Annotated in this window: 16 protein-coding genes; 2 read left to right on the plus strand and 14 right to left on the minus strand. The window is 42.0% G+C overall.

Annotated elements, in window-relative coordinates; translation table 11 throughout:
• Window positions 1–5: 5 nt before the first annotated feature.
• The gene (locus tag JHU38_RS00975) at window positions 6–818 is read right to left on the minus strand and encodes an MBL fold metallo-hydrolase (protein ID WP_107582545.1); all 813 of its coding nucleotides are present in this window, start codon (window positions 816–818) and stop codon (window positions 6–8) included.
• Between the two features lie 157 nt (window positions 819–975).
• Here JHU38_RS00975 and JHU38_RS00980 point away from each other — a divergent pair, with 157 nt between their 5' ends.
• Together JHU38_RS00980 and JHU38_RS00985 are read left to right on the plus strand one after the other, a co-directional pair.
• On the plus strand, window positions 976–1,353 hold the full coding sequence (locus tag JHU38_RS00980) for a hypothetical protein (RefSeq protein ID WP_107582544.1): 378 nt from the start codon (window positions 976–978) through the stop codon (window positions 1,351–1,353).
• A gap of 8 nt (window positions 1,354–1,361) precedes the next feature.
• The gene (locus JHU38_RS00985; protein WP_107582543.1) at window positions 1,362–2,279 is read left to right on the plus strand and encodes a glycosyltransferase family 2 protein; all 918 of its coding nucleotides are present in this window, start codon (window positions 1,362–1,364) and stop codon (window positions 2,277–2,279) included.
• Between the two features lie 141 nt (window positions 2,280–2,420).
• On the opposite strand, the gene uvrA is transcribed toward JHU38_RS00985, so the two are convergent.
• The 13 genes from uvrA to JHU38_RS01050 all read right to left on the minus strand — a co-directional run bounded on the left by uvrA (window position 2,421) and on the right by JHU38_RS01050 (window position 21,481).
• Window positions 2,421–5,279, minus strand: a complete 2,859-nt coding sequence (uvrA, locus tag JHU38_RS00990) for an excinuclease ABC subunit UvrA (RefSeq protein ID WP_107582542.1) — start codon at window positions 5,277–5,279, stop codon at window positions 2,421–2,423.
• A 163-nt stretch (window positions 5,280–5,442) separates the two neighbouring features.
• Entirely contained in the window at window positions 5,443–5,889 is a 447-nt protein-coding gene (rpiB, locus tag JHU38_RS00995; RefSeq protein ID WP_107582541.1) for a ribose 5-phosphate isomerase B, read from the minus strand.
• 86 nt (window positions 5,890–5,975) lie between these two features.
• Window positions 5,976–8,000 (minus strand): transketolase family protein, encoded by a 2,025-nt coding sequence (locus JHU38_RS01000; protein WP_232369793.1) that lies wholly within the window; start codon window positions 7,998–8,000, stop codon window positions 5,976–5,978.
• Window positions 8,001–8,606: 606 nt separating this feature from the next.
• Window positions 8,607–9,917 carry an MFS transporter gene (locus JHU38_RS01005; RefSeq protein WP_107582540.1) on the minus strand — a complete coding sequence of 437 codons (1,311 nt, stop codon included), beginning with the start codon at window positions 9,915–9,917 and terminating at the stop codon, window positions 8,607–8,609.
• Between the two features lie 57 nt (window positions 9,918–9,974).
• Window positions 9,975–11,054 carry an aldose epimerase family protein gene (locus JHU38_RS01010; RefSeq protein ID WP_369917266.1) on the minus strand — a complete coding sequence of 360 codons (1,080 nt, stop codon included), beginning with the start codon at window positions 11,052–11,054 and terminating at the stop codon, window positions 9,975–9,977.
• 129 nt (window positions 11,055–11,183) lie between these two features.
• Complete coding sequence (locus JHU38_RS01015) at window positions 11,184–12,485, minus strand: bifunctional folylpolyglutamate synthase/dihydrofolate synthase (RefSeq protein ID WP_107582538.1); 1,302 nt, start codon at window positions 12,483–12,485, stop codon at window positions 11,184–11,186.
• 8 nt (window positions 12,486–12,493) lie between these two features.
• Window positions 12,494–13,648, minus strand: coding sequence for a molecular chaperone DnaJ (dnaJ, locus tag JHU38_RS01020; RefSeq protein WP_107582537.1), 1,155 nt, complete (start codon window positions 13,646–13,648; stop codon window positions 12,494–12,496).
• 18 nt (window positions 13,649–13,666) lie between these two features.
• Complete coding sequence (locus JHU38_RS01025; protein ID WP_107582536.1) at window positions 13,667–14,263, minus strand: nucleotide exchange factor GrpE; 597 nt, start codon at window positions 14,261–14,263, stop codon at window positions 13,667–13,669.
• A 78-nt stretch (window positions 14,264–14,341) separates the two neighbouring features.
• Complete coding sequence (locus JHU38_RS01030) at window positions 14,342–15,958, minus strand: ABC-F family ATP-binding cassette domain-containing protein (RefSeq protein ID WP_107582535.1); 1,617 nt, start codon at window positions 15,956–15,958, stop codon at window positions 14,342–14,344.
• Window positions 15,959–16,141: 183 nt separating this feature from the next.
• Window positions 16,142–17,050: an N-acetylmuramoyl-L-alanine amidase-like domain-containing protein gene (locus JHU38_RS01035; RefSeq protein WP_107582534.1), complete on the minus strand. Its 909-nt coding sequence runs from the start codon at window positions 17,048–17,050 to the stop codon at window positions 16,142–16,144.
• Between the two features lie 28 nt (window positions 17,051–17,078).
• Window positions 17,079–19,295: a RelA/SpoT family protein gene (locus JHU38_RS01040; protein WP_107582533.1), complete on the minus strand. Its 2,217-nt coding sequence runs from the start codon at window positions 19,293–19,295 to the stop codon at window positions 17,079–17,081.
• A 15-nt stretch (window positions 19,296–19,310) separates the two neighbouring features.
• The gene (locus JHU38_RS01045; RefSeq protein ID WP_107582532.1) at window positions 19,311–20,834 is read right to left on the minus strand and encodes a DUF4301 family protein; all 1,524 of its coding nucleotides are present in this window, start codon (window positions 20,832–20,834) and stop codon (window positions 19,311–19,313) included.
• A 17-nt stretch (window positions 20,835–20,851) separates the two neighbouring features.
• On the minus strand, window positions 20,852–21,481 hold the full coding sequence (locus JHU38_RS01050) for a DedA family protein (RefSeq protein ID WP_107582531.1): 630 nt from the start codon (window positions 21,479–21,481) through the stop codon (window positions 20,852–20,854).
• Window positions 21,482–21,597 lie beyond the last annotated feature (116 nt).

The following is a 21,597-nucleotide window of genomic DNA, read 5'->3' on the forward strand; positions in this document are numbered from 1 at the left end:
AAAACTTATTCTTGCACCAATCGATATGGTCCGGAAGGCAACTTGCGCTTCAGCACCTCAAGAACATAGTCGGGCCGAAGGTCTGCGCCCTGACTTGTCAAAATCTGTTCTATCGTCTTGAATGCCAATATAGGATGGTTGTTTTCTTCACTGAGATGACAAAGCCATATATGCTTGAGCTTAGAAGTAGCGTTCAAGGCTATGGCCTCACCACATGCTACATTGTTTAAGTGGCCGAAACCACTCGTAATTCGATCTCTCAAATACTGTGGGTAGGGGCCGTTTTTAAGCATTTCTACATCATGGTTGGCTTCTATGATCAGATAATCGGCACTGGCAATAAATGCTTTCATTTCATCTGTGACGTAGCCAATATCAGTCATGATACAAAACTCAACATGATTCTTATATACAATATGATATCCTACATTATCAGAGCTGTCATGTGGTACCGTGAAAGCTGTGATGACAAAATCGCCCAAAACGAAAGGAACGTTCGTGTCAATTGAATGGATATTGTGAGAAGGGACTTTTTTCTTAATGCTATAATTACCCTTTATGCCACTATGTACTTTTTTCGTAGCGTAAACGGGAATGTCGTATTCGGAACTGATATTACCTACACTTTTGATATGATCCGCGTGATCGTGTGTAATTAAAATATGATGAATGGAGCTTAAACTCAAGCCATAGTTTCTCATGTGTTTTTTAAGAACTCGTACTCCTACGCCCGCATCGATCAACAAACTGTCTGTTTCTGTATATAGTAAGTAGCAATTACCGCTACTGCCGCTTCCAAACGAAATAAAATTGAGCATTATATCATTATTTCTTACAAAAGTATAGATATTTCTTTAAATTACCAAGATTTTTAAATACCTTTGTTAAGATAAGAATCAAATTATGTTGTACAAGCAAAGTATATTTCTTTTCGCCTTGTTTGTTTTGGCAGTTTCATGCACCCATAGCTTTCACATGGACCAACAGATGGAAACGCTGGATGGATTCGCGACATCCTATTTCAACTACGATTTCCGGACTGCGGCTAAGTTCTGTACGCCTGAGTCGGAAAAATGGTTGCGGTATGAAGCCAGTCAAATGAAAAAATCTGATGTCGAACGCTTGGTTGCAAAAAAATATGGTGCCAGTTATGTTGTCAATAGTATTGAAAAACAATCCGACAGCTTGTCTATTGCCACATTGGAAGTGTATGATTATTATATCAATGCGACGATAGATAGCATGGGACACGAGGAAAGCAAAATAACATTTATGATTCCGATGTGTTATCAGGATAAGCAATGGCTGGTGACATTGAAGCGTCCACTGCGCCCTCGGCGCGTACAACGGTAAACTGTTAAATGAGATCCGAGCTTTCCATATTAATACCTGTATTCAATGCAGCCTGCTTCGATTTGGTACGCACACTGCGTAATCAGTGCGAAGCGCTCTCGTTGCCGCGCTATGAAATTTGGGTGTTGGACGATTGTTCAACGAGTACCGAACATATCCGGATTAATCAGTGCGTCAACGATTGGCCCCACTGCCACTTTGTCATGAATGAGCAGAATCTTGGTCGGGCTGCGACACGTAATAAATTAGCGTCCATGGCCTCTTTCAAGTGGCTGCTGTATATTGATGGCGATATGTCGATAGCCCATTCTGACTATATTCGACAATATATGAATCAAGAAGAGAGTTGGACATTTGTATATGGAGGCTATAAGATAGGTGGCGATTTTCGTGAGAATTTGCGATGGAATTATGAAAAAAAATATGTAAGAGGCCTGCATCGTCTGCAAAAGCAAGGACTTTTTGCTCATAAGCAGTTTTGCTCATGCAATTTTCTGATAGAGAAGGAAATCCTTATTTGTCATCCTTTTGATGAGCATATTAAACAGTATGGTTATGAAGATTTGCTGTTTGCCGGCAATCTGTATTCAGCAAATATTCCCATATTCCTCTGTGATAATCCCGTCATATTTTCTCATTTTGAATCGAATGAAGCCTTTATTCAAAAGACGGAAGAAGCATTGCGCAACTTAAAAACACACGAAAAAGACTTAAAGGATTACTCGTTGCTACTAAAGATCGTTTGTCTTTTGGAAAAACTTGGGTTAAATATTCCGTTAGGAAATATGTTTAAAATGGGCCATAAGGCGATACGCCACGCGCTCATTAACAAAAAGCCTAACTTATACTTATTGTATTGGTATAAGTTAGGCTATTATTTGTCATACAGTCTTTCGTTGCGGCATAGCAACAGTGTAACTGATTGATTTCAAGGAGATTACGTTTGCCTTTCAAAATGCGTGTCAATGGGCTTCTAAAAGGGCTGCTTTTAGCTCCTCAAAGCTATGCTTTTAGCCTCTAAAAGGGCTGCTTTTGGCGTGTAAAAGCATAGCTTTTAAAAAGCAAACTCAAAGTTTGGCTTTCAGGAACTTTCCTGTGATACTGTTTGGACATTGAGCAAGTTCTTCCGGCCGGCCACAAAACACCAGATTTCCTCCCTTATCTCCACCGTCAGGACCTAAATCAATAATCCAGTCCGCACATTTGATAACATCCATATTATGCTCTACGATGAGGATGGAATGTCCATGGGCAATTAGCGTATTAAATGCTGCCAGCAGTTTATTGATGTCATGGAAATGCAAGCCGGTTGTTGGTTCATCAAAAATAAACCAAGTGGGCTCCTGGCGTTCCTGTCCAATAAAGTAGGCAAGTTTGACACGCTGGTTTTCACCGCCTGACAATGTACTTGAGTTTTGCCCCATTTTGATATATCCAAGTCCGACATCTTGAAGTGGTTTGAGCTTGTTGACAATCGCTTTTTGCTTATGCTGCATAAAAAACTCTATCGCTTCATCGATGGTCATCTCCAGAATATCAAAGATATTTTTATCATGAAATCTGACGTCTAAGACGTCTTGCTTGAAACGCTGACCGTGACAGGATTCACAAGTGAGAACCAAATCGGCCATGAACTGCATCTCGACATTGATTACGCCCGCTCCCTTGCATTCCTCGCAGCGTCCTCCTTCTGCATTGAACGAAAAATATTGTGGCGTGAATCCTAATTGCTTTGCAAGCGGCTGTTCTGCATAAAGTTGGCGAATCAAGTCGTAGGCTTTCACATAGGTAGCGGGATTGGAACGCGTACTTTTCCCGATCAAATTTTGATCTACAAATTCAACATGTTGAATGAGAGACAGGTCGCCCGTAAGTGACACGTATTCCCCAGGCAGTTCGGCTCCCTCGTCAAGATGACGCTTCAAAGCAGGGTAAAGAATGCCTTTGACCAAGCTCGATTTTCCCGACCCGGAAACTCCGGTAACAACTGTCATCACATTGAGTGGAAAGCTAACGTCAATTCCTTTTAGATTATTCATTCGGCAGCCTTTCAATGTGATGGAGTTATTCCATGCACGACGTGATGACGGAAGGGCTATCTGAAGGTTTCCGGCAAGATACTGAATAGTATAGCTATCAGGAAATAATGCCGGCAAATCTGTTTTTTCTTTTAAACTGTCAACCAGTCTTCCTGAATAGACCACTTCGCCCCCCAATTTTCCGGCATTAGGACCTATATCGATAAGATAGTCAGAAGCACGCAAAATCTCTTCATCATGTTCTACGACAATAACGGTATTGCCGATATCTCTCAACTTCCTAAGTACCTGAATTAACCGCTCGGTATCACGACTATGTAAACCAATACTTGGCTCATCAAGGATATAGAGTGAACCGACCAAAGAACTTCCCAAAGAGGTAGTAAGGTTTATGCGCTGGCTTTCGCCACCACTCAATGTACTGCTCAAGCGATTAAGGGTAAGATAACCAAGTCCCACGTCCAAAAGAAAATCAAGACGGCTGTTTATCTCTGTCAGAAGGCGTTTGCCAATTTCAGAATCACGCTGATCGAGTTCAAGTCTTTTGAACCAGTTATTTAGATTGGCAACAGGCATTTGTACCAAATCAGCTATGTTCATACCATTGATTTTTACCCAAAGGGCTTCTTTTTTCAACTTTGTGCCATGACAGTCAGGACAGAGCATTTTGCCACGATAACGGCTCATCAGAACTCTATACTGAATCTTGTATTGATTTTCTTTCACCATTTGGAAGAAAGAATCAATGCAGATCTTATCGTGTATGTCAGATTTCTGCTCAGAAGGGAGTCCGTGCCATAACCAGTCCTTATGCGTCTTGGATAATTTATAGTATGGTTCAAAGATCGGGAAGTTGTCGCTGACAGCTCGTCGGCAAAATTCTTCGTTCCAAACTTTAAGTTTTTCACCATGCCAACACTGTACGCAACCTTCATGGACACTCAAAGATGTATTTGGAATAACTAATCTATCGTCTATACCGATAACATTTCCAAAGCCTTCACAGGTGGGACAAGCACCGGCAGGACTGTTGAAGGAAAACATATTCTCATTGGGTTCTTCAAAGCGAATTCCGTCTGCTTCAAAACTTGTTGAAAAGTCATAAGATATTTTTGAAGGTAAGAACATCAGCCTTAATTTTCCATCTCCCTCATAAAAGGCTGTTTCAGCAGAGTCATAGATACGGTTAAGTGTGTCTTTCTCGTTAGATACACTCAAACGATCGATGACTAAATAGGGGCTGACAGGGTGTTCTGGCAATAAAGTCGCGTTTGAATTCCGTGAAGTTTTATCTTCCAACTGAGAGATATAATCATCAATACGAAATATTTCACCGTTAGAAAACAATCTTGTATAACCTTCCTGATAAGACATCTTGAGTTGCTCCGGCAATGTTCGTTTTGCGGAAATGCGTAAGGGAGCAAGTATGAGAAATTTAGTACCGACACTATATTGCGAAATAACTTTCAAAACATCTTCGACAGAATGCTTTTTTACCTCTTCTCCACTAATTGGTGAAAATGTCTTGCCAATACGTGCGAATAGAAGGCGCAAATAGTCATATATCTCAGTTGTAGTACCAACAGTAGAACGAGGATTGCGTGAAATAACCTTTTGCTCGATTGCGATTGCCGGAGGTAGACCTGTTATAAAATCACATTCCGGCTTTTTCATTCGTCCCAGAAACTGCCGAGCGTAAGCAGATAAGCTTTCTACATAACGACGTTGCCCCTCTGAATATAAAGTGTCAAAGGCTAAACTCGACTTGCCGGAGCCTGATACACCAGAAATTGTTATGAAATTATTTCGTGGAATTTTAAGTGAAATATTCTTTAAATTATTGACTCGTGCCCCTCTTATATTTATAAAAGACTGATTCTCTGACATACGATAATTCCAAGATATATATGAAAATAGTCTGACGCCGGATATTTGAAAGCTCAACGAAGCAGCGATACTCAGACTCTATTTATGCAAATGCAATGAAATGGGGCACATCAAAAGACAATATATATTTGATGTGCCCCCAATTTATGGTAGGTAAGTAAAACTATTTTGCGGTGAAAGGTATTTTCTTAATACGTCTTTCATGACGTCCACCTTCAAAAGTTGCTTTAAAGAATTCGTCCATAATGCCTTCGGCTGTACGATTATCTATAAAGCGCCCGGGCATAACCAAGATATTCGCATCATTATGTTGACGAATCAATTCAGCCAAATCCTTGTTCCATACTAATCCCGCACGGACACCTTGATGCTTGTTAAGGGTTATCACCATCCCTTCACCACTTCCACAAATAGCAATACCGGGGTAGACTTCACCCGACTCAACAGCTTCTGCCAAAGGATGGGCAAAATCCGGATAATCTACACTCTCATCACTATAAGTGCCAAAATCTTTTATTGGATAACCCTTCTTCTCAAGGTAGTCAAGAACAAATTGTTTCAATGGAAATCCTGCGTGATCGCAGGCAAGTCCAACTGTTTTAATTTCCATAGGCTCTTACAAATTTATGGTTAATATTTTTATGTGAATTGTTAACTGCTTGCTTTAATTTATGTTACAAAAGCAATGTCCTGCTATTACAGACCTAAGAACGCTTTTACTTGCTTGTAAACATTCTCGCCGGTATAACCCAATTTTTCGTTTAATACTTTAAATGGTGCGGAGAATCCAAATGAAGTTAATCCGTATATACAAGACTTACTTCCAATGCCGACGAGCCCTTCAAGTGTTACAGGAAGACCTGCTGTCAACCCAAATTTCTTGACGTCTTCGGGAAGTACTTCTTGTTGATAAGACTTTGGTTGTCTACAGAACAATCCTTCAGAGGGACAACTTACAACACGAACTTTAATTTTATCTTGTCGTAAAAGTTTAGCGCCCGCTTCAAGAGTTGAGACTTCAGAGCCGCTTGCGACTAAGATAATATCAGGATTATCATCACTGCCGGCGACAATATACGCCCCTCGTGCCACATTGGCATAATCATTGCCAACGGGTAATTGGTCAATATTTTGCCGTGACAAAATAAATGCTGTGGGGGTATCTACATTGTTCATTCCAATCTTCCAGCATTCAGTCGTCTCATTTGCATCCGCAGGACGGAAAACCCTCACGCTATCCAATCCATGATGATTCTTTAACTTCTCCATTAATCGGATTTGGGCTTCTTGCTCCACGGGTTCATGAGTAGGACCGTCTTCTCCAACTCTGAAAGAGTCGTGACTCCAAATAAACTTTACAGGGATTTGCATTAATGCGGCCATTCGGATGGCAGGCTTCATATAATCAGAGAAAACAAAGAATGTTCCCATTGCCGCAATGACACCACCATGCAACATCATGCCGATACACATGCAAGCCATTGCCAGTTCTGAGACTCCTGCTTGGAAGAAAGCTCCGCTAAAATCACCTTTTGTCAAGGATGTTGTTTGCTTTAAGAAACCATCTGTCTTATCAGAATTTGATAAGTCCGCACTGGCACAAATCATATTGGGAACTTGCTGTGCCAGCGTTTTCAAGCATTCTGCGCTTGCTGCCCGCGTTGAATCACCGGCTTTTTGCTCCACCTTGCTCCAATCAATGATGGGAGCCTTACCAGAAAACCATTGATCTTTCTGTTTTGCCAAGTTCGGATTTGCCTGTGCCCAACTTTCTTCAGCCTTACGTCGTTCTGCAACGATAGCTTTAAGTTCAGAACGACGTCGTTCATAAAGTTGCTTTACATCCTCAAATATAACAAAAGGATTTGTTGGATCACCTCCAAGATTCTTGATAGTATTGATATAGGCTTGACCTCCGAGTGGTGCGCCATGCGTTTTTATACTATGCTCGTAACTTGTTCCGTCCTCTTTTAGTGCGCCTTTACCCATCGTTGTATTTCCAATGATGAGCGTTGGTCTGCTTTTTTCTTTTTGAGCAGCGCTGATAGCTTGGCTTATTTCTTCGGGATCATTACCGTTGATGGTAAGGACATTCCAATTCCAAGCTCGATACTTAGCCGCAGTATCCTCCGTCATGACAACACCACATTCAGTAGACAGCTGAATATCATTTGAATCATAGAACATGATCAGATTATTCAGCCCGAGCGTACCGGCGAGACGACCTACACCTTGTGATATTTCCTCCTGAATACCTCCATCAGAAATATAGGCGTATATCTTATGTTGCATAACGGTCTTCCCCAATCTTGCTTCCAAGAATTTCTCCGCAATAGCCGCGCCGGCAGCAAAAGCATGCCCTTGCCCCAAAGGACCGGAAGTGTTTTCTATACCTCTTGCAATGTCACGCTCAGGATGGCCGGGAGTGGGAGACCCCCATTGTCTAAACTGCTGTAACTCGGCAAGAGAAAATTTACCTTGTAAGGCTAAGGCAGAATATAACATTGGCGACATATGCCCGGGATCAAGATAAAAACGATCTCGGCCACTCCATGTTGGATCTTCAGGATCATAAACCAGAAACTTCGCAAATAATATATTTATAAAATCAGCACCGCCCATCGCACCTCCAGGATGCCCGGACTTAGCCTTCTCAACCATAGAAGCAGCTAAAATGCGTATGTTATCTGCTGCAAGATTCATTAGTGTTGTACTTTCCATTGCTATAAAAAAGAGGTTATAACTTAATATTGCAAATATACTATTTATTATTTATAAACCCAACTGATTTCTTTAGTTATTTGTTGATTAGATAGCAATTTCGTGCATCAAACTCTTGATTCTCTTTAATATTAACATAGATTCACGCTGACGATACCCACAGGAGTACCATTTTGTTCGGTTCGGAATAAGTATTCTAAAATTAGCCGTGTTTAATGTTCGATTGCCAAGGCAGAACGTGATAAATAATGGCTTGCTTATCACGTTCCGCCTTGGCAATCAAGCTTTGGCGTTTGCTCGGGTTGAGCAAGTCTGCCGTCATTTGCCTTGGCGTTTGCCGAGCTCCGGCATTTAACACCTGTTATACCTTGGCGTTTGCCGAGCTCCGGCATTTAACACCTGTTATACCTTGGCGTTTGCCGAGCTCCGGCAAATCTGCCGTCATTTGCCGTGACGGTTGCCGAGCTTCGGCAAGTCTGCCGTCATTTGCCGTGACGTTTGCCGAGCTTCGGCAAGTCTGCCGTCCATTATCGCGACAGAAGAGCACAAAAAAGCCTCTTGCGCATCATAAATACACAAGAGGCTTCTTGTTTCCTTTATTATATATTATTCAACAGGAATATCTTTGTTCACATTCTTACAACCTGCAACCGCATAGAAGAACATATAGGCGATCGCAATAAGTGGAACCATGTATGAAATCAGATACCCTGCATGGTCTGCTATAAAACTTTGGAGCAATGGAAGTAGGCCACCGCCAACGACCATCATCATGAAAATACCTGAAGCTGCTGCAGTATACTTTCCAAGACCTTCTGTAGCCAGGTTAAAGATAGACGTCCACATGATGGAAGTACAGAGACCACAGAGTACTAAAAGAACGGCTGCAATAGGAACTACTACTGTATCGAAAGAAGAACCGGAGAATACAGGCATAGAAACCGTAACGGTTTTTCCCAAGAAAATTGCCAAGACAATGAATACCATTGCTACAGAAGTCGCGATCGTCATCATTGCCTTACTTGAAACTTTGTTTGCGATAAAACTTGAGCAAAAACGGCCAACAAGCATCAGGAACCAATAAGTAGCAGCTACAGAACCGGCAATGGCTACAGCGTTTCCTGTTAGGTCTGCGCCTGCGTTGGTTTGGTCGCTTAGATAATAAATCAGTGTTCCGGGAATACCGACCTCTACGCCCACATAAACAAAGATTGCGATAACACCTAAAACGAAATGGCGGAAAGCCCAAGGACTATGCTCAAACACGGTGTCTTTCGTTACTTTTCCCTTGTCAGGATCGGAAATAGGAATAAAGCTCAATATTATAAATGCGGCAGCAAATACAGCCATCGCGATATAGAGCACAAGATTTACGTTTACCATCTTAGTGGAAGCTGTAACGGTACCGATCAAAGCTCCTACGAAAAGCGGGGTCAGTGTTCCGGAGAGAGAGTTAAGCGTTCCACCTATCATGTTCAACTGGTTACCTCTGTTTCCACCGCCACCAAGGAGGTTCAGCATTGGATTTACAACCGTATTCAAGATACATACAGAGAAACCTGAAATAAATGCGCCTAATAAATATACGCCAAAGCCTACGGTCTTTGCATCGATAGTTCCTGAGATAAACTGTGTCAATACACCTACGAAACCGACAGCGATACCAATCATTGCGGTTTTCTTGTAACCGATTTTAGTCAAAAGCTTTCCGGCAGGTATGCCCATGAATAAGTATGCTAAGAAGTTCATAGCATTACCAAGCATGCCTACTGTATTAGCACTCTCTCCCGCAAAAGCATTTTTCCAAATAACACCAATTGGGGCTGCAAGATTCGTAACGAATGAAATCATAGCATAAAGGAACATCATCGTGATGATAGCAATTATGCTTCCATTTTGTTTTGTTTGATTTTCCATATTAGGTTTTAATTATAATTTAATGAAATTCTTTGTAATATGCGCGATTGCGGTTTTTTAATCTGCTACGCTAAACTTATATACCGTTTTTTGCTTGTATTGCATATTAGGTTCCAATACGACAGAGGGGAAATAAGTATGATTGGGAGAGTCCGGGAAATGCTGTGCTTCAATACAAATGGCACTACGTTTGGGGAATGTTGCCCCAAACTGTCCCTTATAACCGGTCGCCCAATTATCGGTATAAATCTGAACGCCCGGCTCTGTCGTATAGACTTCCATGACTCTGCCACTTGCAGGATCGGTAATTCTGGCAGCAAAACTTAATTCGTCCTCCTCTTCCTTATTTAATACAAAGCAATGATCATAGCCCGCGCCATATTTTATCTGTTCATGATCAGCGCCTATATCCTGACCAATGGTTTTAGGTGTTCGGAAATCGAAAGGAGTATTGTCAACTTTAAGAATCTCACCGGTTGGTATACTATTCTCATCAATTGGAATATAGTAATTTGCATTAATCTCACACATCATGTTTTCAATAGATGGAGTAGGGGTACCTATACCGGACAAAGAGAAAAAGCCATGATGAGTCAGGTTAATAATTGTCTTTTTATTAGTGGTGGCCAAATACTCTATTACCAATTCATTATCATTGGTAAAAGTGTACATTACCGTGGTCTTCAGTTCTCCGGAATAGCCTTCCTCTCCATAAGCGCTTACATAGTGGAGAACCAGTGTCTGCTCATTCATCATCTGCGCATCCCACACCCTGGCATGGAATCCTGTGGGACCACCATGGAGATGGTTAGGGCCGTTATTGATTCCTAATTGATATTCCTTTCCATGTAATTTGAATTTCCCTTTGCAAATCCTATTTCCATAACGGCCAATTAGAGTTGACAGAAAAGGTTCCGGAGAGGACATTACATCTTGAATGTTATCATGTCCTTGGATAATATTAGCCTTTACACCATTTCTATCCGGAATCATTAACGCAACAACAGCACCACCATAGTTTGTTATTGCAACTTCATTGCCATGGGTATTACTTAAAATAAAAAGATCAGTTTTCTTATGATCAACGGTGGTTTGAAAATCGCTTTGTTTCAAGCCACAGATGTATTTTTTATCCATCGTGTTCACCATCAAATTGTTTAGTACTTATTTTTTTAGATTTACGATTTTGTTGCAAAGTAACTGAAAAAAAACGGAAACCACAAATAAAGAAATAAAAAAAGTAATAATAATTTGACAGCAAAATGGTTATTTCGTGTGCAGCAAACCTGACTGCAGATCCGCAACAATGTAACTACTTCCACCTATAAACACAAAATCTTCTGCTTTGGCATCTGAGAGAGCCTGATTATAGGCACTCATAACATCATGGAAAATGCTTCCCGTTAATCCATGACGGACACCACAAGCAGCAATCTTTTCTACGGGGAAAGCTCTATGTGTAGAAGGTTGGGTCCAATAAAAGGTTCCATCTTTAGGAAGCATAGTCATCACAGTATCCAAATCTTTGTCGTCTACCATGCCAAAGACTATACGCTTCGTATTGCCGGGCTGTTGCGCGATTTGTCGACTTAAATACTTCCAGCCACCTGAATTGTGTCCCGTATCGCAGATAACGTATGGCTTTTTACCAAGACATTGCCAGCGTCCTAAAAGTCCTGTTTGCTTTACAACGCATCCAATTCCTTTGGTGATTGCTTCTTCATTTTTTATAATGCGTTGACGCTTAAGCTCCTTGGCTGCCACTAATACCGTATTCATGTTTTTCTCCTGATAGTCTCCCATCAAGTCTCCCCGTACATATTGTCCATCTGACAAGTGATACATTCGTCCACCTGCCTCCGCCGATTTAGAAGAAATAACAATCTTATTTTGTAAATCCTCCGCCAAAACAATTGGGGCATTTAACTCTTTAGCTCTTTGTATAAAGACAGGTTTGCTTTCAGAATTGTTTTCACCTATAATCACCGGAACATTCTTTTTTATGATACCGGCTTTCTCTCTGGCAATCTTGCCTAAAGTATTTCCCAGGAATTTGACATGATCAAGGCTAATATTCGTTATGACAGACAATATCGGCGTGATGATATTGGTACAATCAAGCCGACCGCCAAGTCCTACTTCTATAATCGCGATATCTACCTGACAATCTGCAAAATATTTAAATGCCATTGCGGTAGTCAGTTCAAAGAAACTTGGGTGTAAAGGCTCGAAGAAAGAACGATATTTTTCTACAAAATCAACAACATAGGATTCGCTGATGCAAACTCCATTTACTTTGATTCTCTCCCTGAAATCAATGAGATGTGGACTTGTGTATAAGCCTACCTTATGGCCGTCGGTCTGCAAAATAGATGCCAAAGTATGAGAGCAAGAACCTTTTCCATTGGTTCCCGCAACATGAACCGTCTTATACTTTTGGTGTGGATGGCCCAAAAACGCATCCATTGCTAAACTGTTATCCAAGCCCTCTTTATAAGCAGAAGCACCCACATGTTCGAAAACAGGGGTGCTTTTAAATAAATACTCAATCGTTTCCTGGTATGACATGATGGGGATTAATTAAAATAATTCTTGAACCTGTTAAAAATAGATTCTTTCGTTACGGAGTCACCTCTAAAATTGTCACTATTTCTAAATCCTTCTATCTTTTCTTTCTCATCCTTGGTCAGGGTCTTAGGGATAAATACACTTATGTTGACGACTAAATCTCCTAAGCCCGAGCCATACCCCTGAACAGCGGGCAAGCCTTTGTGCCGCAAGCGAAGCGTCTTTCCCGGTTGCGTTCCTTGTTCAATCTTTATTTTAACCTTATTGCCCGTAATTGTCGGAATTTCCATATCACCGCCCAAAGTCGCGGTCGGGAAATCCAACAGTAGATTATAAATAATATCCTGCCCGTCTCTTACAAAGGTATTATTAGGTTCTTCTTCAATGAGAACCTGAATATTGCCACTAACGCCATTGTGAGCTCCAGCATTACCCTTACCGGGCACATTGACTACCATGCCTTCGGCTACACCGGCCGGGATTTTGATTTCAACAACCTCTTCACCCTTTACTACGCCGGAACCGCCACAATGTTTACACTTATTCTTAATGACAGTTCCTTCACCATGGCAAGTAGGACATTCTGTTTGGGTTTGCATCATGCCAAGCATGGTGTGGACAGATCTAACGACAACGCCATGCCCATGACAAGTAGGACAGGTCTCCGTATCACTCCCTGCTTCCGCGCCGCTACCATGACAATGATCACAGGTAATATCCTTGCGAACCTTGAACTTCTTAGTAACACCTGTAGATATTTCTTGTAAAGAAAGCTTTACTTTTAAGCGTAAGTCATTGCCACGATACTGCTGGCGTTGGCTACCGCCACCAAAACCGCCAAAACTTGAGAAACCGCCGCGACCTCCAAAGATATCACCAAACATTGAGAAAATATCGTCCATATCCATACCGCCGCCAAAACCGCTGAAGCCGCTTCCCTGGGGGCCGTTAAAGCCAAATTGATCATACTGTTGGCGTTTTTGCGGATCGCGAAGAACATCATAGGCTTCTGCCGCCTCTTTGAATCTTTCCTCTGCTCCTTTATTTCCGGGATTGCGATCCGGATGATTTTCAATCGCAATTTTTCTATATGCTTTCTTTATTTCGTCATCTGACGCTGACTTGTCGACGCCTAAGACTTCGTAATAGTCACGTTTTGCCATAAACCAACTGAAAAATATTTATTGTCCGACAGCAACCTTCGCATGACGAATCACTTTATCATTCATCATATACCCATTTTGAACACAATCAATTACCTTTCCTTTCTTCTCGTCGATAGGACTTGGAACCATGGCAATGGCCTCATGGAAATCTACGTTGAAATCAACATCATCCGTCTCAATTTTCCTTACGCCCAGTCCCTCAAGAACCTTGATGAATTTGTTATATATCATCTCTACGCCAGCCCTTATAGCTGCCGGATCCTCACTTTTGTCTTTCAAAGCACGCTCAAAATCATCTAAAACTGGTAATATAGCGTCAACGACTTTTTCACCACCATTCTGCCGAAGTTCTTCTTTTTCCTTAATAGTGCGCTTCCGGTAATTGTCAAATTCCGCAACCTTTCTCAGCAACTGGTCTTTTAATTGTGCGTTTTCCTCCTCCAGTTTCAACACGATATCGTCGGATGATATATCTGACGTTTTGTCACAACGCTCTGATGATTGTGTTTCGACCTCAGTGTCGTTGGAAGTCTCTTTTTCCTTGGAATCCTTCAACTCTTCTGTTTCTTGCCGGTTGATATTCTCTTTATTCATAGCTTTGTCCTTCATCATAATAATTTTATCAGATTGTATTACAAATACTGTGCCATAAAAATCCCCTTCATTGATTGGGAAGGGGAGTCGCTGTTTTTAATTTTGATACATTTTCGCTTTCAGCTCCTTGATAGCGTTGTCATAGATATATTCATCATAGCTCATCAGCTTGTCGATAGTTCCATTGGGAGTCAGTTCTATAATTCTGTTGGCTACCGTTTCTATAAATTCGTGGTCATGACTCGCAAAGAGAATATTTCCCTTAAATACGCTTAAATTATTATTGAAAGCCTGTATACTTTCCAAATCAAGATGGTTAGTCGGTGTGTCAAGAATCAGGCAATTGGCGTTCTGCAACTGCATACGGGCTATCATACAGCGCATTTTCTCTCCCCCTGATAATACGTTCACTTTCTTTTCCACCTCTTCTTGCTTGAAGAGCATTCTGCCCAAGAAGCCTTTCATCACGACCTCATTGCCGGCACCGTACTGGCTTAACCATTCTACAAGATTCTTGTCCGTATCAAAGAATTTTGTATTGTCTAAGGGAAGATAGGCCGTTGTAATCGTCACTCCCCACTTATACTCGCCGGCATCAGCGGCCCTGTTACCATTAATAATCTCAAAAAGCGCGGTCATCGCTTTGGGATTATGGCTCAAGAAGACGACCTTCTCTCCTTTCTCTATATTAAAATTTACATGGTCGAACAAAACTGTTCCGTCAGTATCAACGGCTTTCAGATTATCGACTTCCAGTATCTGGTTACCCGGTTCCCGTTCCATTTGGAAGATAATGCCCGGATATTTTCTGCTGGAAGGACGAATTTCTTCTATATTCAATTTCTCCAACATTTTCTTACGAGAGGTAGTCTGCCGGCTCTTTGCCACATTCGCAGAAAAACGACGGATAAACTCTTCGAGTTCTTTCTTCTTTTCTTCAGCCTTCTGGCGTTGATTCTGTGCCTGGCGCAAAGCCAATTGCGAACTTTCATACCAGAAAGAATAGTTTCCTGAGAATACGGTTACTTTACCAAAGTCAATATCCACGGTCTGTGTACTAACCGCATCCAGGAAGTGGCGGTCGTGGCTTACGACCAAAACCGTCTGCTCTACATTGCCCAAATATTCTTCCAGCCACTCTACCGTATCCAAGTCAAGATCGTTGGTTGGCTCGTCGAGCAGCAGATTGTCCGGCTTTCCAAATAGGGCTTTTGCCAGCATAACTCTCACTTTTTCGTTATTAGAAAGCTCACCCATCAATTTGGCGTGCAGATTCTCCTTGATGCCAAGATTCTGTAAAAGTTGAGCTGCGTCACTTTCTGCTTCCCAACCATTCATCTCGGCAAATTTCTCTTCCAGCTCTGCAGCCCGGTTTCCATCTTCTTCAGTCATTTCGGGTTTGGAATACAACTTATTTCTCTCTTGCATGTTGGTCCACAAGGGTTGATGTCCCATCAACACTGTGTCCAACACAGAAAACTCGTCATATTTGAAATGATCCTGCTCCAATACCGAGAGACGTTCGCCGGGGCCTAATTCTACAGTACCTTTGTTTGGCTCCAGATCGCCGCTAATAGCTCTGAGAAGGGTAGACTTACCTGCGCCATTCGCACCAATCACACCATAAATATTACCGTGAGTGAATTTGATATTCACATCTTTGTACAAAACCCGCTTTCCAAATTGAATCGCAAGATTAGTTACTGTTATCATTCTTTTTTTGAATTATAGGAGTTTCGTTAGCGTCATAAGCCCTCTGATTGCTATTTAGAATATCAAAAGCAACAGATATGGAATAGCTTAAGATTGGGTGAAAAACCACGAAACTATAGTTAATTATTTCTTTTATTTTAATTTTCTGCTGCAAAAGTACTGCTTTTTTTACTTTTACCCAAGCTAATTCCTATCTGTATCAGCTTTTTTGTAAAGATGATGATGAACTCTTACAATCCTGATACCTAACTGTGATGGATGTTGTCCCATATATTGCCGAAGTGTCATCGGCTCTTCAACGACTTTTTTCCGAACCTGACTGGCATTCAACATGTGCAAACCATCGGCATGCCAAATGGCGATACCCAAATGACTTGTATCAAGCCCTTTCTTATTCGTAACAATCGCAATGATATCGCCGTCATGAATGACCTTACGCAAAAGTTTGGTATTCTTGATTTCCGATTTAGGAATATATCGGCAGACCCTATTACTTAGGCTTTTCTCAATAATCTTGATTCGAGAGACCCTATCAGCCCGATTCTTCAACATGGGATAGAAGTCCACATGGGTCGACATATAATCCAATTGCAACTGCTGAATGGCAGAGAATGGGGGAGTAGGCTCGCTGATTTCTGTAACATAACCATTCTCTGAATTAGCGTCTATCCAATCGGTAAAATAATGCTTTCTTGTCACATAATCAACAGTACCGTTATGGTAGCGAATTGCTTGTAAAGTTTGGCAAAAGTCTTGAAAGCGCGTCATCTTCGCCTTTGCGCACATTACCAATGCTATGACATTCTCTACATACGTAGTGCAATCCAGCTGACGCAGGTTTATAACCAACCTTTCCCGCTTATTCCTTTCCAAAGTCTTAGCTACATAGGGTAAGTTTCGCAGCTGCCGGGCAAAGTATATGACCAGTTTCCCTGTAGACAATTCCCTATTCGCTTTACTCAGTAGCTGAACGACTTTCAGGCTGTCGGCTTTCGTATAATCTATTCCACGATAATCCATTGCCGTTCCGGCCTCAACGCGTAAGGCGGAAAACCACATGACAATCACAAGGGCAAGGATATTCTTCATCATTTTATGAAATGGGGTTACGCGGTGAATATTAATAGATTCTTTCAACTTGCTTCACTCCCTTTACCGTTCGGATTCTCTTCAATAGAGTCTCAAGTTTACCTTTGTCATCAAGTTGCACGACAAGATTGCCTTTGAAGATACCATCATTGCTATCGATATTGATACTTCTCATGACAATTTTCTCTTCCTTGGAAATAATATTGGTAATATTACTTACAATACCGATATCGTCAACGCCAATTACTCGAATCGCTATGCTGTATTGACCATTTCCCTTGCCGCTCCACTTGGCTTTGACTATGCGATAGCCAAATCGTTTGCGCAGTTCGGGAGCGTTCGGACAATCCGAACGATGAATCGTGATACCACCGTTTACGGTAACAAACCCAAAGACCTGATCTCCATATATAGGATGGCAGCACTTAGCCAGCTTGTAGTCTATACCTTTAAGATTGCGGTCGATAATCAAGACGTCATCATTTCCCTGCGCCAGCTCTTCGTGAGGATTCTCGAACTCAAACCGGTCCGCGCTCGCCGCCGTCCGAGGCGTAGTCGGCAGATTCTGCTGATGGTTATACACCTCCGTATATTGCTCAATGATCAGATTGGAGTCAAGCTTACCATCTGCGACATCCTTATAGAAATCCGAATTTTCCTTATAACCCATTTTTTTGATAAGATGGGCCATCGTCGATTCTTGTATCTCTATCTTGCGATTTTTAAACCTTCGTTCCAGCAGTTCTTTCGCCATCAGCCCTTCCTTGGCCTGAGTTTCTTTCAAAGCGAGCCGTATCTTCGACTTGGCTTTACTACTCTTCACAATATTCAACCAATCACGCTTGGGCTTCTGATTGCTTTGCGTAAGAATCTCAACAGTATCGCCGGAATGTAACACGTCTCTGAAAGACACGGCCTTTCCGTTTATCTTGCCGCCCACACAGGTATTGCCAATATTGGTATGGATATGATATGCGAAATCCAAAATAGTTGCTCCCTTGGGAAATTTGATCAAATCCCCCTTGGGAGTGAATACATAGACTTCATCTTCATATAAATCCATCTTAAATTGGTCCATCAGCTGAAGGTCGTCATTATTCTCCAATGCCGACCTTATACTGCCGAGCCATTCATCGATTCCGCCTTCACTCTTGACACCCTTATAACGCCAGTGGGCAGCCAGACCATGTTCGGCCACCTGGTCCATTCGCTCCGTGCGTATTTGGACTTCAACCCACTTGTTTTCCGGTCCCAATACCGTGATATGCAAACTCTCATAACCATTGGTCTTAGGAACACTCAACCAGTCGCGGAGTCTTTTGGGATTGGGCTGGTACATATCGGTCACAATAGAATAGACTTGCCAGCACAACATCTTTTCACGCTCGATCGGGGAATCTATTATAATGCGTATGGCAAAAAGATCATAAATACCTTCAAAGCCGCATTTCTGCTTCTTCATCTTTTGCCAAATGGAGTGAATGCTCTTTGTACGCCCTTTCATGTGATAGCGCAAGCCCGCGGCTTTCAGGCGTTCGTCCAGAGGCTGTACAAATCTTTTGATATATGTGTCTCGTGCCGCCTTTGTAGCGTTCAGCTTCTCCTTAATCAGGTAATACGCGTCATGCTCCAGATATTTCAAGCTTAAGTCCTCCAGTTCGCTCTTCAGCTTATAGAGTCCCAGCTTATGCGCTAAAGGAGCATACAAATAACTTGCCTCCTCCGAAATGGCCCGTTGAGCTTCTTTTTGCGTGGTATCACGGATCTGACGCATCAGATTGACACGGTCTGCAATCATGATCAGGATAACGCGCATGTCTTCAGAGAATGAGACCAACAGATTCCTGAAGTTTTCGCTCTCTATGACGGGATTCTTCTTGTATAATTCCTGAACCTTTACCAAGCCATGGATAATGTGGGCCACGTTTTCTCCATATTCGGCTTTTATCGTATCTAAAGTAGAGGATTCGGTCACAACACCATAATAGAGTAGAATAGAGAGAACGCTGTCACGCTTCAGGCCTATCTCATCTACGGCAATTTCCGCCGTGCGCAATCCTTGCAGGATAGGATTCAGGCCAAAAGCGTCCCGCTTTAACCTTCCCTCACGAATCGCCCGGATGATTTGTCGACGGAGCTTTCTTTCGTCGTCAGCCCACAACGACTCCGAGAGGGTTTTCCTCAAGAGTGACAGCAATCGTATCGTTTCAGACAATTCATCTTGTGTGAACTCAAATCTCTCTATCATATCTTATAAACAATATTATTGATGTTGTTCCCTTAGTAAATCATTCACCACCTTAACCGGATTAAAAGTGCTGAGAGGAACTTCAACGAAAATCGTATTCCAATCGCTCATGGCGCCATTCCAAAGTCCGGGAAGTTCTAATGCCTTCAGTTCTTTTCCATTCTTACTTTTATGGCTGATGAAACCGGTGCTATGGTCCACGTAATCCGGAAGATTGAATTTCTCGCCCTTATAATTATAGACCGCGCACACCAGATCGACCGGATTAAAATGCGTGCCATTGGTAAACATCTTGACAAACTCCTTATTATTGGTGTCGATCTGACTGCTTTCAAGAATTTGGAGGCTTGTCGTTCCGTCCTGATTATAAACAATAAAAGGACCGCCTCCGGGTTCACCTACATTTTTAACAACGCCACAGACACGCATGGGGCGATTCAACTTTTGCTTCAGATAGCAAGTCAAATCGGCATCTTCCAACTCTTTCAGGTCATCCTTTCTGCAATACAAGTCTCGTTGTAAAAATCTGACAATTTCTTGCAGTAACTCGTGTGAATATTCTCCGCTATCCAAAACCTTTAAATATTCAAAAGTCTTGGCCTGCTTCTCTACAAGAACCCCTGCGATAACCTCTTTGTAAGTTATCGTGCCGGTTTTGAATTTGTCAGGAGTTACATTATCGATATTTTTTACAAAGATAATATCAGCATTGACATCGTTCAAGTTCTCAATCAAGGCGCCATGCCCCCCGGGACGGAAGAGCAGGGAACCGTCTTCATTTCTGAAAGGGGTATTGTCAGGATTTACCGCGATCGTATCGGTGCTGGCTTTCTGTTCTGAAAAAGAAATATTCAATTTCATCCCATACTTTTTCTCTATGCCGGGCGCTTTCTTATTTACTTTCTCCTTAAATAATTCCAGGTGCTCGTGACTGACGGTATAATGCACGTTTGCCGTATTGTTGGCATTTGCATACAAGGCTGCTTCCACCAAATGCTCTTCCATCGGAGTACGATCCTCATCATGGTAATGGTGAAACAGGATGAGTCCTTTGGGCAGCTGCCCGTAATTCAGGCCGCATGGCAACAACAGGTTTTCAACAATGGCTTTGTAATGAGTGGAATCGAGAAGTTCTGTGATTGTCTTGCCTTGATTTTTAAGGCATGCTTCATTCAGTGCATTATAAAAAGCAAATTTCGTAATGTGTGTAAAGAATTCCTTTTCATAATCGGTTTGCGGTGTATCATAATCCGCGGAAAGAAACGCGAATAAATCCTTAAACATTCTGCTCGCGGCACCGCTGGCAGGAACGAACTTCAAGATTTGTTTCTTTCCGCCCGCCCGATAATCTCTCCACCTTTTTTGGTATTCTTCCTTTTCTTGTTCGGAAACTCTCAAAACGCCGGCGTCAATTGTTGCTGCGCCTTTAAGTTTCAAATAAGGGAATCCCTCTGACAGTTGTCTCAGTTGGTTAAAGACTTGGGATTCGGTCATCCCCCGTTTCTCAATCTGAATTTTATCAATTTCTGTTAGTAGCATAAATAATCCTCCGTAATTTATTTCTTGTGTATATATGTTAATAGTTTCTTGAAGGCAAAATACATGATTGCCAATAAAAGTATACCGATGATTGCATATTTTATATATTCACTATAAGACTCTATGGCTTCGCCAAGTTTATCCTCCGGAACGATGGAAAACAAATACCAGCCAAGGAAAGCGAGAATACAATTCCAAACACCGGCACCAATCGTGGTATAGAGAATGAATTTGCCATAGTGCATCTTGGCCAGACCTGCCGGAATAGATATAAGGTGACGAATACCGGGAATCAATCTTCCCGTTATCGTGGCAACCATACCATGATTGTTAAAATAGGATTCGCTTTTCTCAACTTTCTGCCTGTTGAGCAGACATACCTTTCCCCACTTGCTTTCCGCAAAACGATAGATAATGGGGCGACCTAAATAATAGCCCGCAAGGTAATTGATTGTCGCGCCGCAATCAGCGCCTAATGTTGCCAAAAGAATGACGAGCCAGATGTTCAAGTTGCCTCCTGCCGCGTGATAGGCAGCCGGAGAAACAACCAATTCTGAGGGAACAGGTATGACTGTGCTTTCCAACATCATCAGAAACCAGACGGTGAAATAATTGAGATTGCTTAAAAGGTAAGAGAGTACGGACATTTCTTGATATATAAAATGTTACTTATTATTCTCGCATGACATTTGGAATAGGGGAGAGACGCTCATGCGTAGCGTCTTGGGGCGCGAAAACAAATTGAGCCATAGGATTCATCCAT

It is taken from the genome of Prevotella illustrans, from assembly GCF_017426725.1.
In the GTDB taxonomy this organism is placed as follows: Bacteria; Bacteroidota; Bacteroidia; order Bacteroidales; family Bacteroidaceae; genus Prevotella; species Prevotella illustrans.

Bases quoted from the DNA above. Each gene is read 5' to 3' on its own strand.
- JHU38_RS00975 (WP_107582545.1), bottom strand. From the start codon at position 818: ATGCTCAATTTTATTTCGTTTGGAAGCGGCAGTAGCGGTAATTGCTAC.
- uvrA (WP_107582542.1), bottom strand. From the start codon at position 5,279: ATGTCAGAGAATCAGTCTTTTATAAATATAAGAGGGGCACGAGTCAAT.
- JHU38_RS01045 (WP_107582532.1), bottom strand. From the start codon at position 20,834: ATGCTACTAACAGAAATTGATAAAATTCAGATTGAGAAACGGGGGATG.
- JHU38_RS01005 (WP_107582540.1), bottom strand. From the start codon at position 9,917: ATGGAAAATCAAACAAAACAAAATGGAAGCATAATTGCTATCATCACG.
- JHU38_RS01035 (WP_107582534.1), bottom strand. From the start codon at position 17,050: ATGATGAAGAATATCCTTGCCCTTGTGATTGTCATGTGGTTTTCCGCC.
- JHU38_RS01000 (WP_232369793.1), bottom strand. From the start codon at position 8,000: ATGGAAAGTACAACACTAATGAATCTTGCAGCAGATAACATACGCATT.
- JHU38_RS01050 (WP_107582531.1), bottom strand. From the start codon at position 21,481: ATGTCCGTACTCTCTTACCTTTTAAGCAATCTCAATTATTTCACCGTC.
- rpiB (WP_107582541.1), bottom strand. From the start codon at position 5,889: ATGGAAATTAAAACAGTTGGACTTGCCTGCGATCACGCAGGATTTCCA.
- JHU38_RS01025 (WP_107582536.1), bottom strand. From the start codon at position 14,263: ATGATGAAGGACAAAGCTATGAATAAAGAGAATATCAACCGGCAAGAA.
- dnaJ (WP_107582537.1), bottom strand. From the start codon at position 13,648: ATGGCAAAACGTGACTATTACGAAGTCTTAGGCGTCGACAAGTCAGCG.
- JHU38_RS01010 (WP_369917266.1), bottom strand. From the start codon at position 11,054: ATGGATAAAAAATACATCTGTGGCTTGAAACAAAGCGATTTTCAAACC.
- JHU38_RS00980 (WP_107582544.1), top strand. From the start codon at position 976: ATGGACCAACAGATGGAAACGCTGGATGGATTCGCGACATCCTATTTC.
- JHU38_RS01015 (WP_107582538.1), bottom strand. From the start codon at position 12,485: ATGTCATACCAGGAAACGATTGAGTATTTATTTAAAAGCACCCCTGTT.
- JHU38_RS01030 (WP_107582535.1), bottom strand. From the start codon at position 15,958: ATGATAACAGTAACTAATCTTGCGATTCAATTTGGAAAGCGGGTTTTG.
- JHU38_RS00985 (WP_107582543.1), top strand. From the start codon at position 1,362: ATGAGATCCGAGCTTTCCATATTAATACCTGTATTCAATGCAGCCTGC.
- JHU38_RS01040 (WP_107582533.1), bottom strand. From the start codon at position 19,295: ATGATAGAGAGATTTGAGTTCACACAAGATGAATTGTCTGAAACGATA.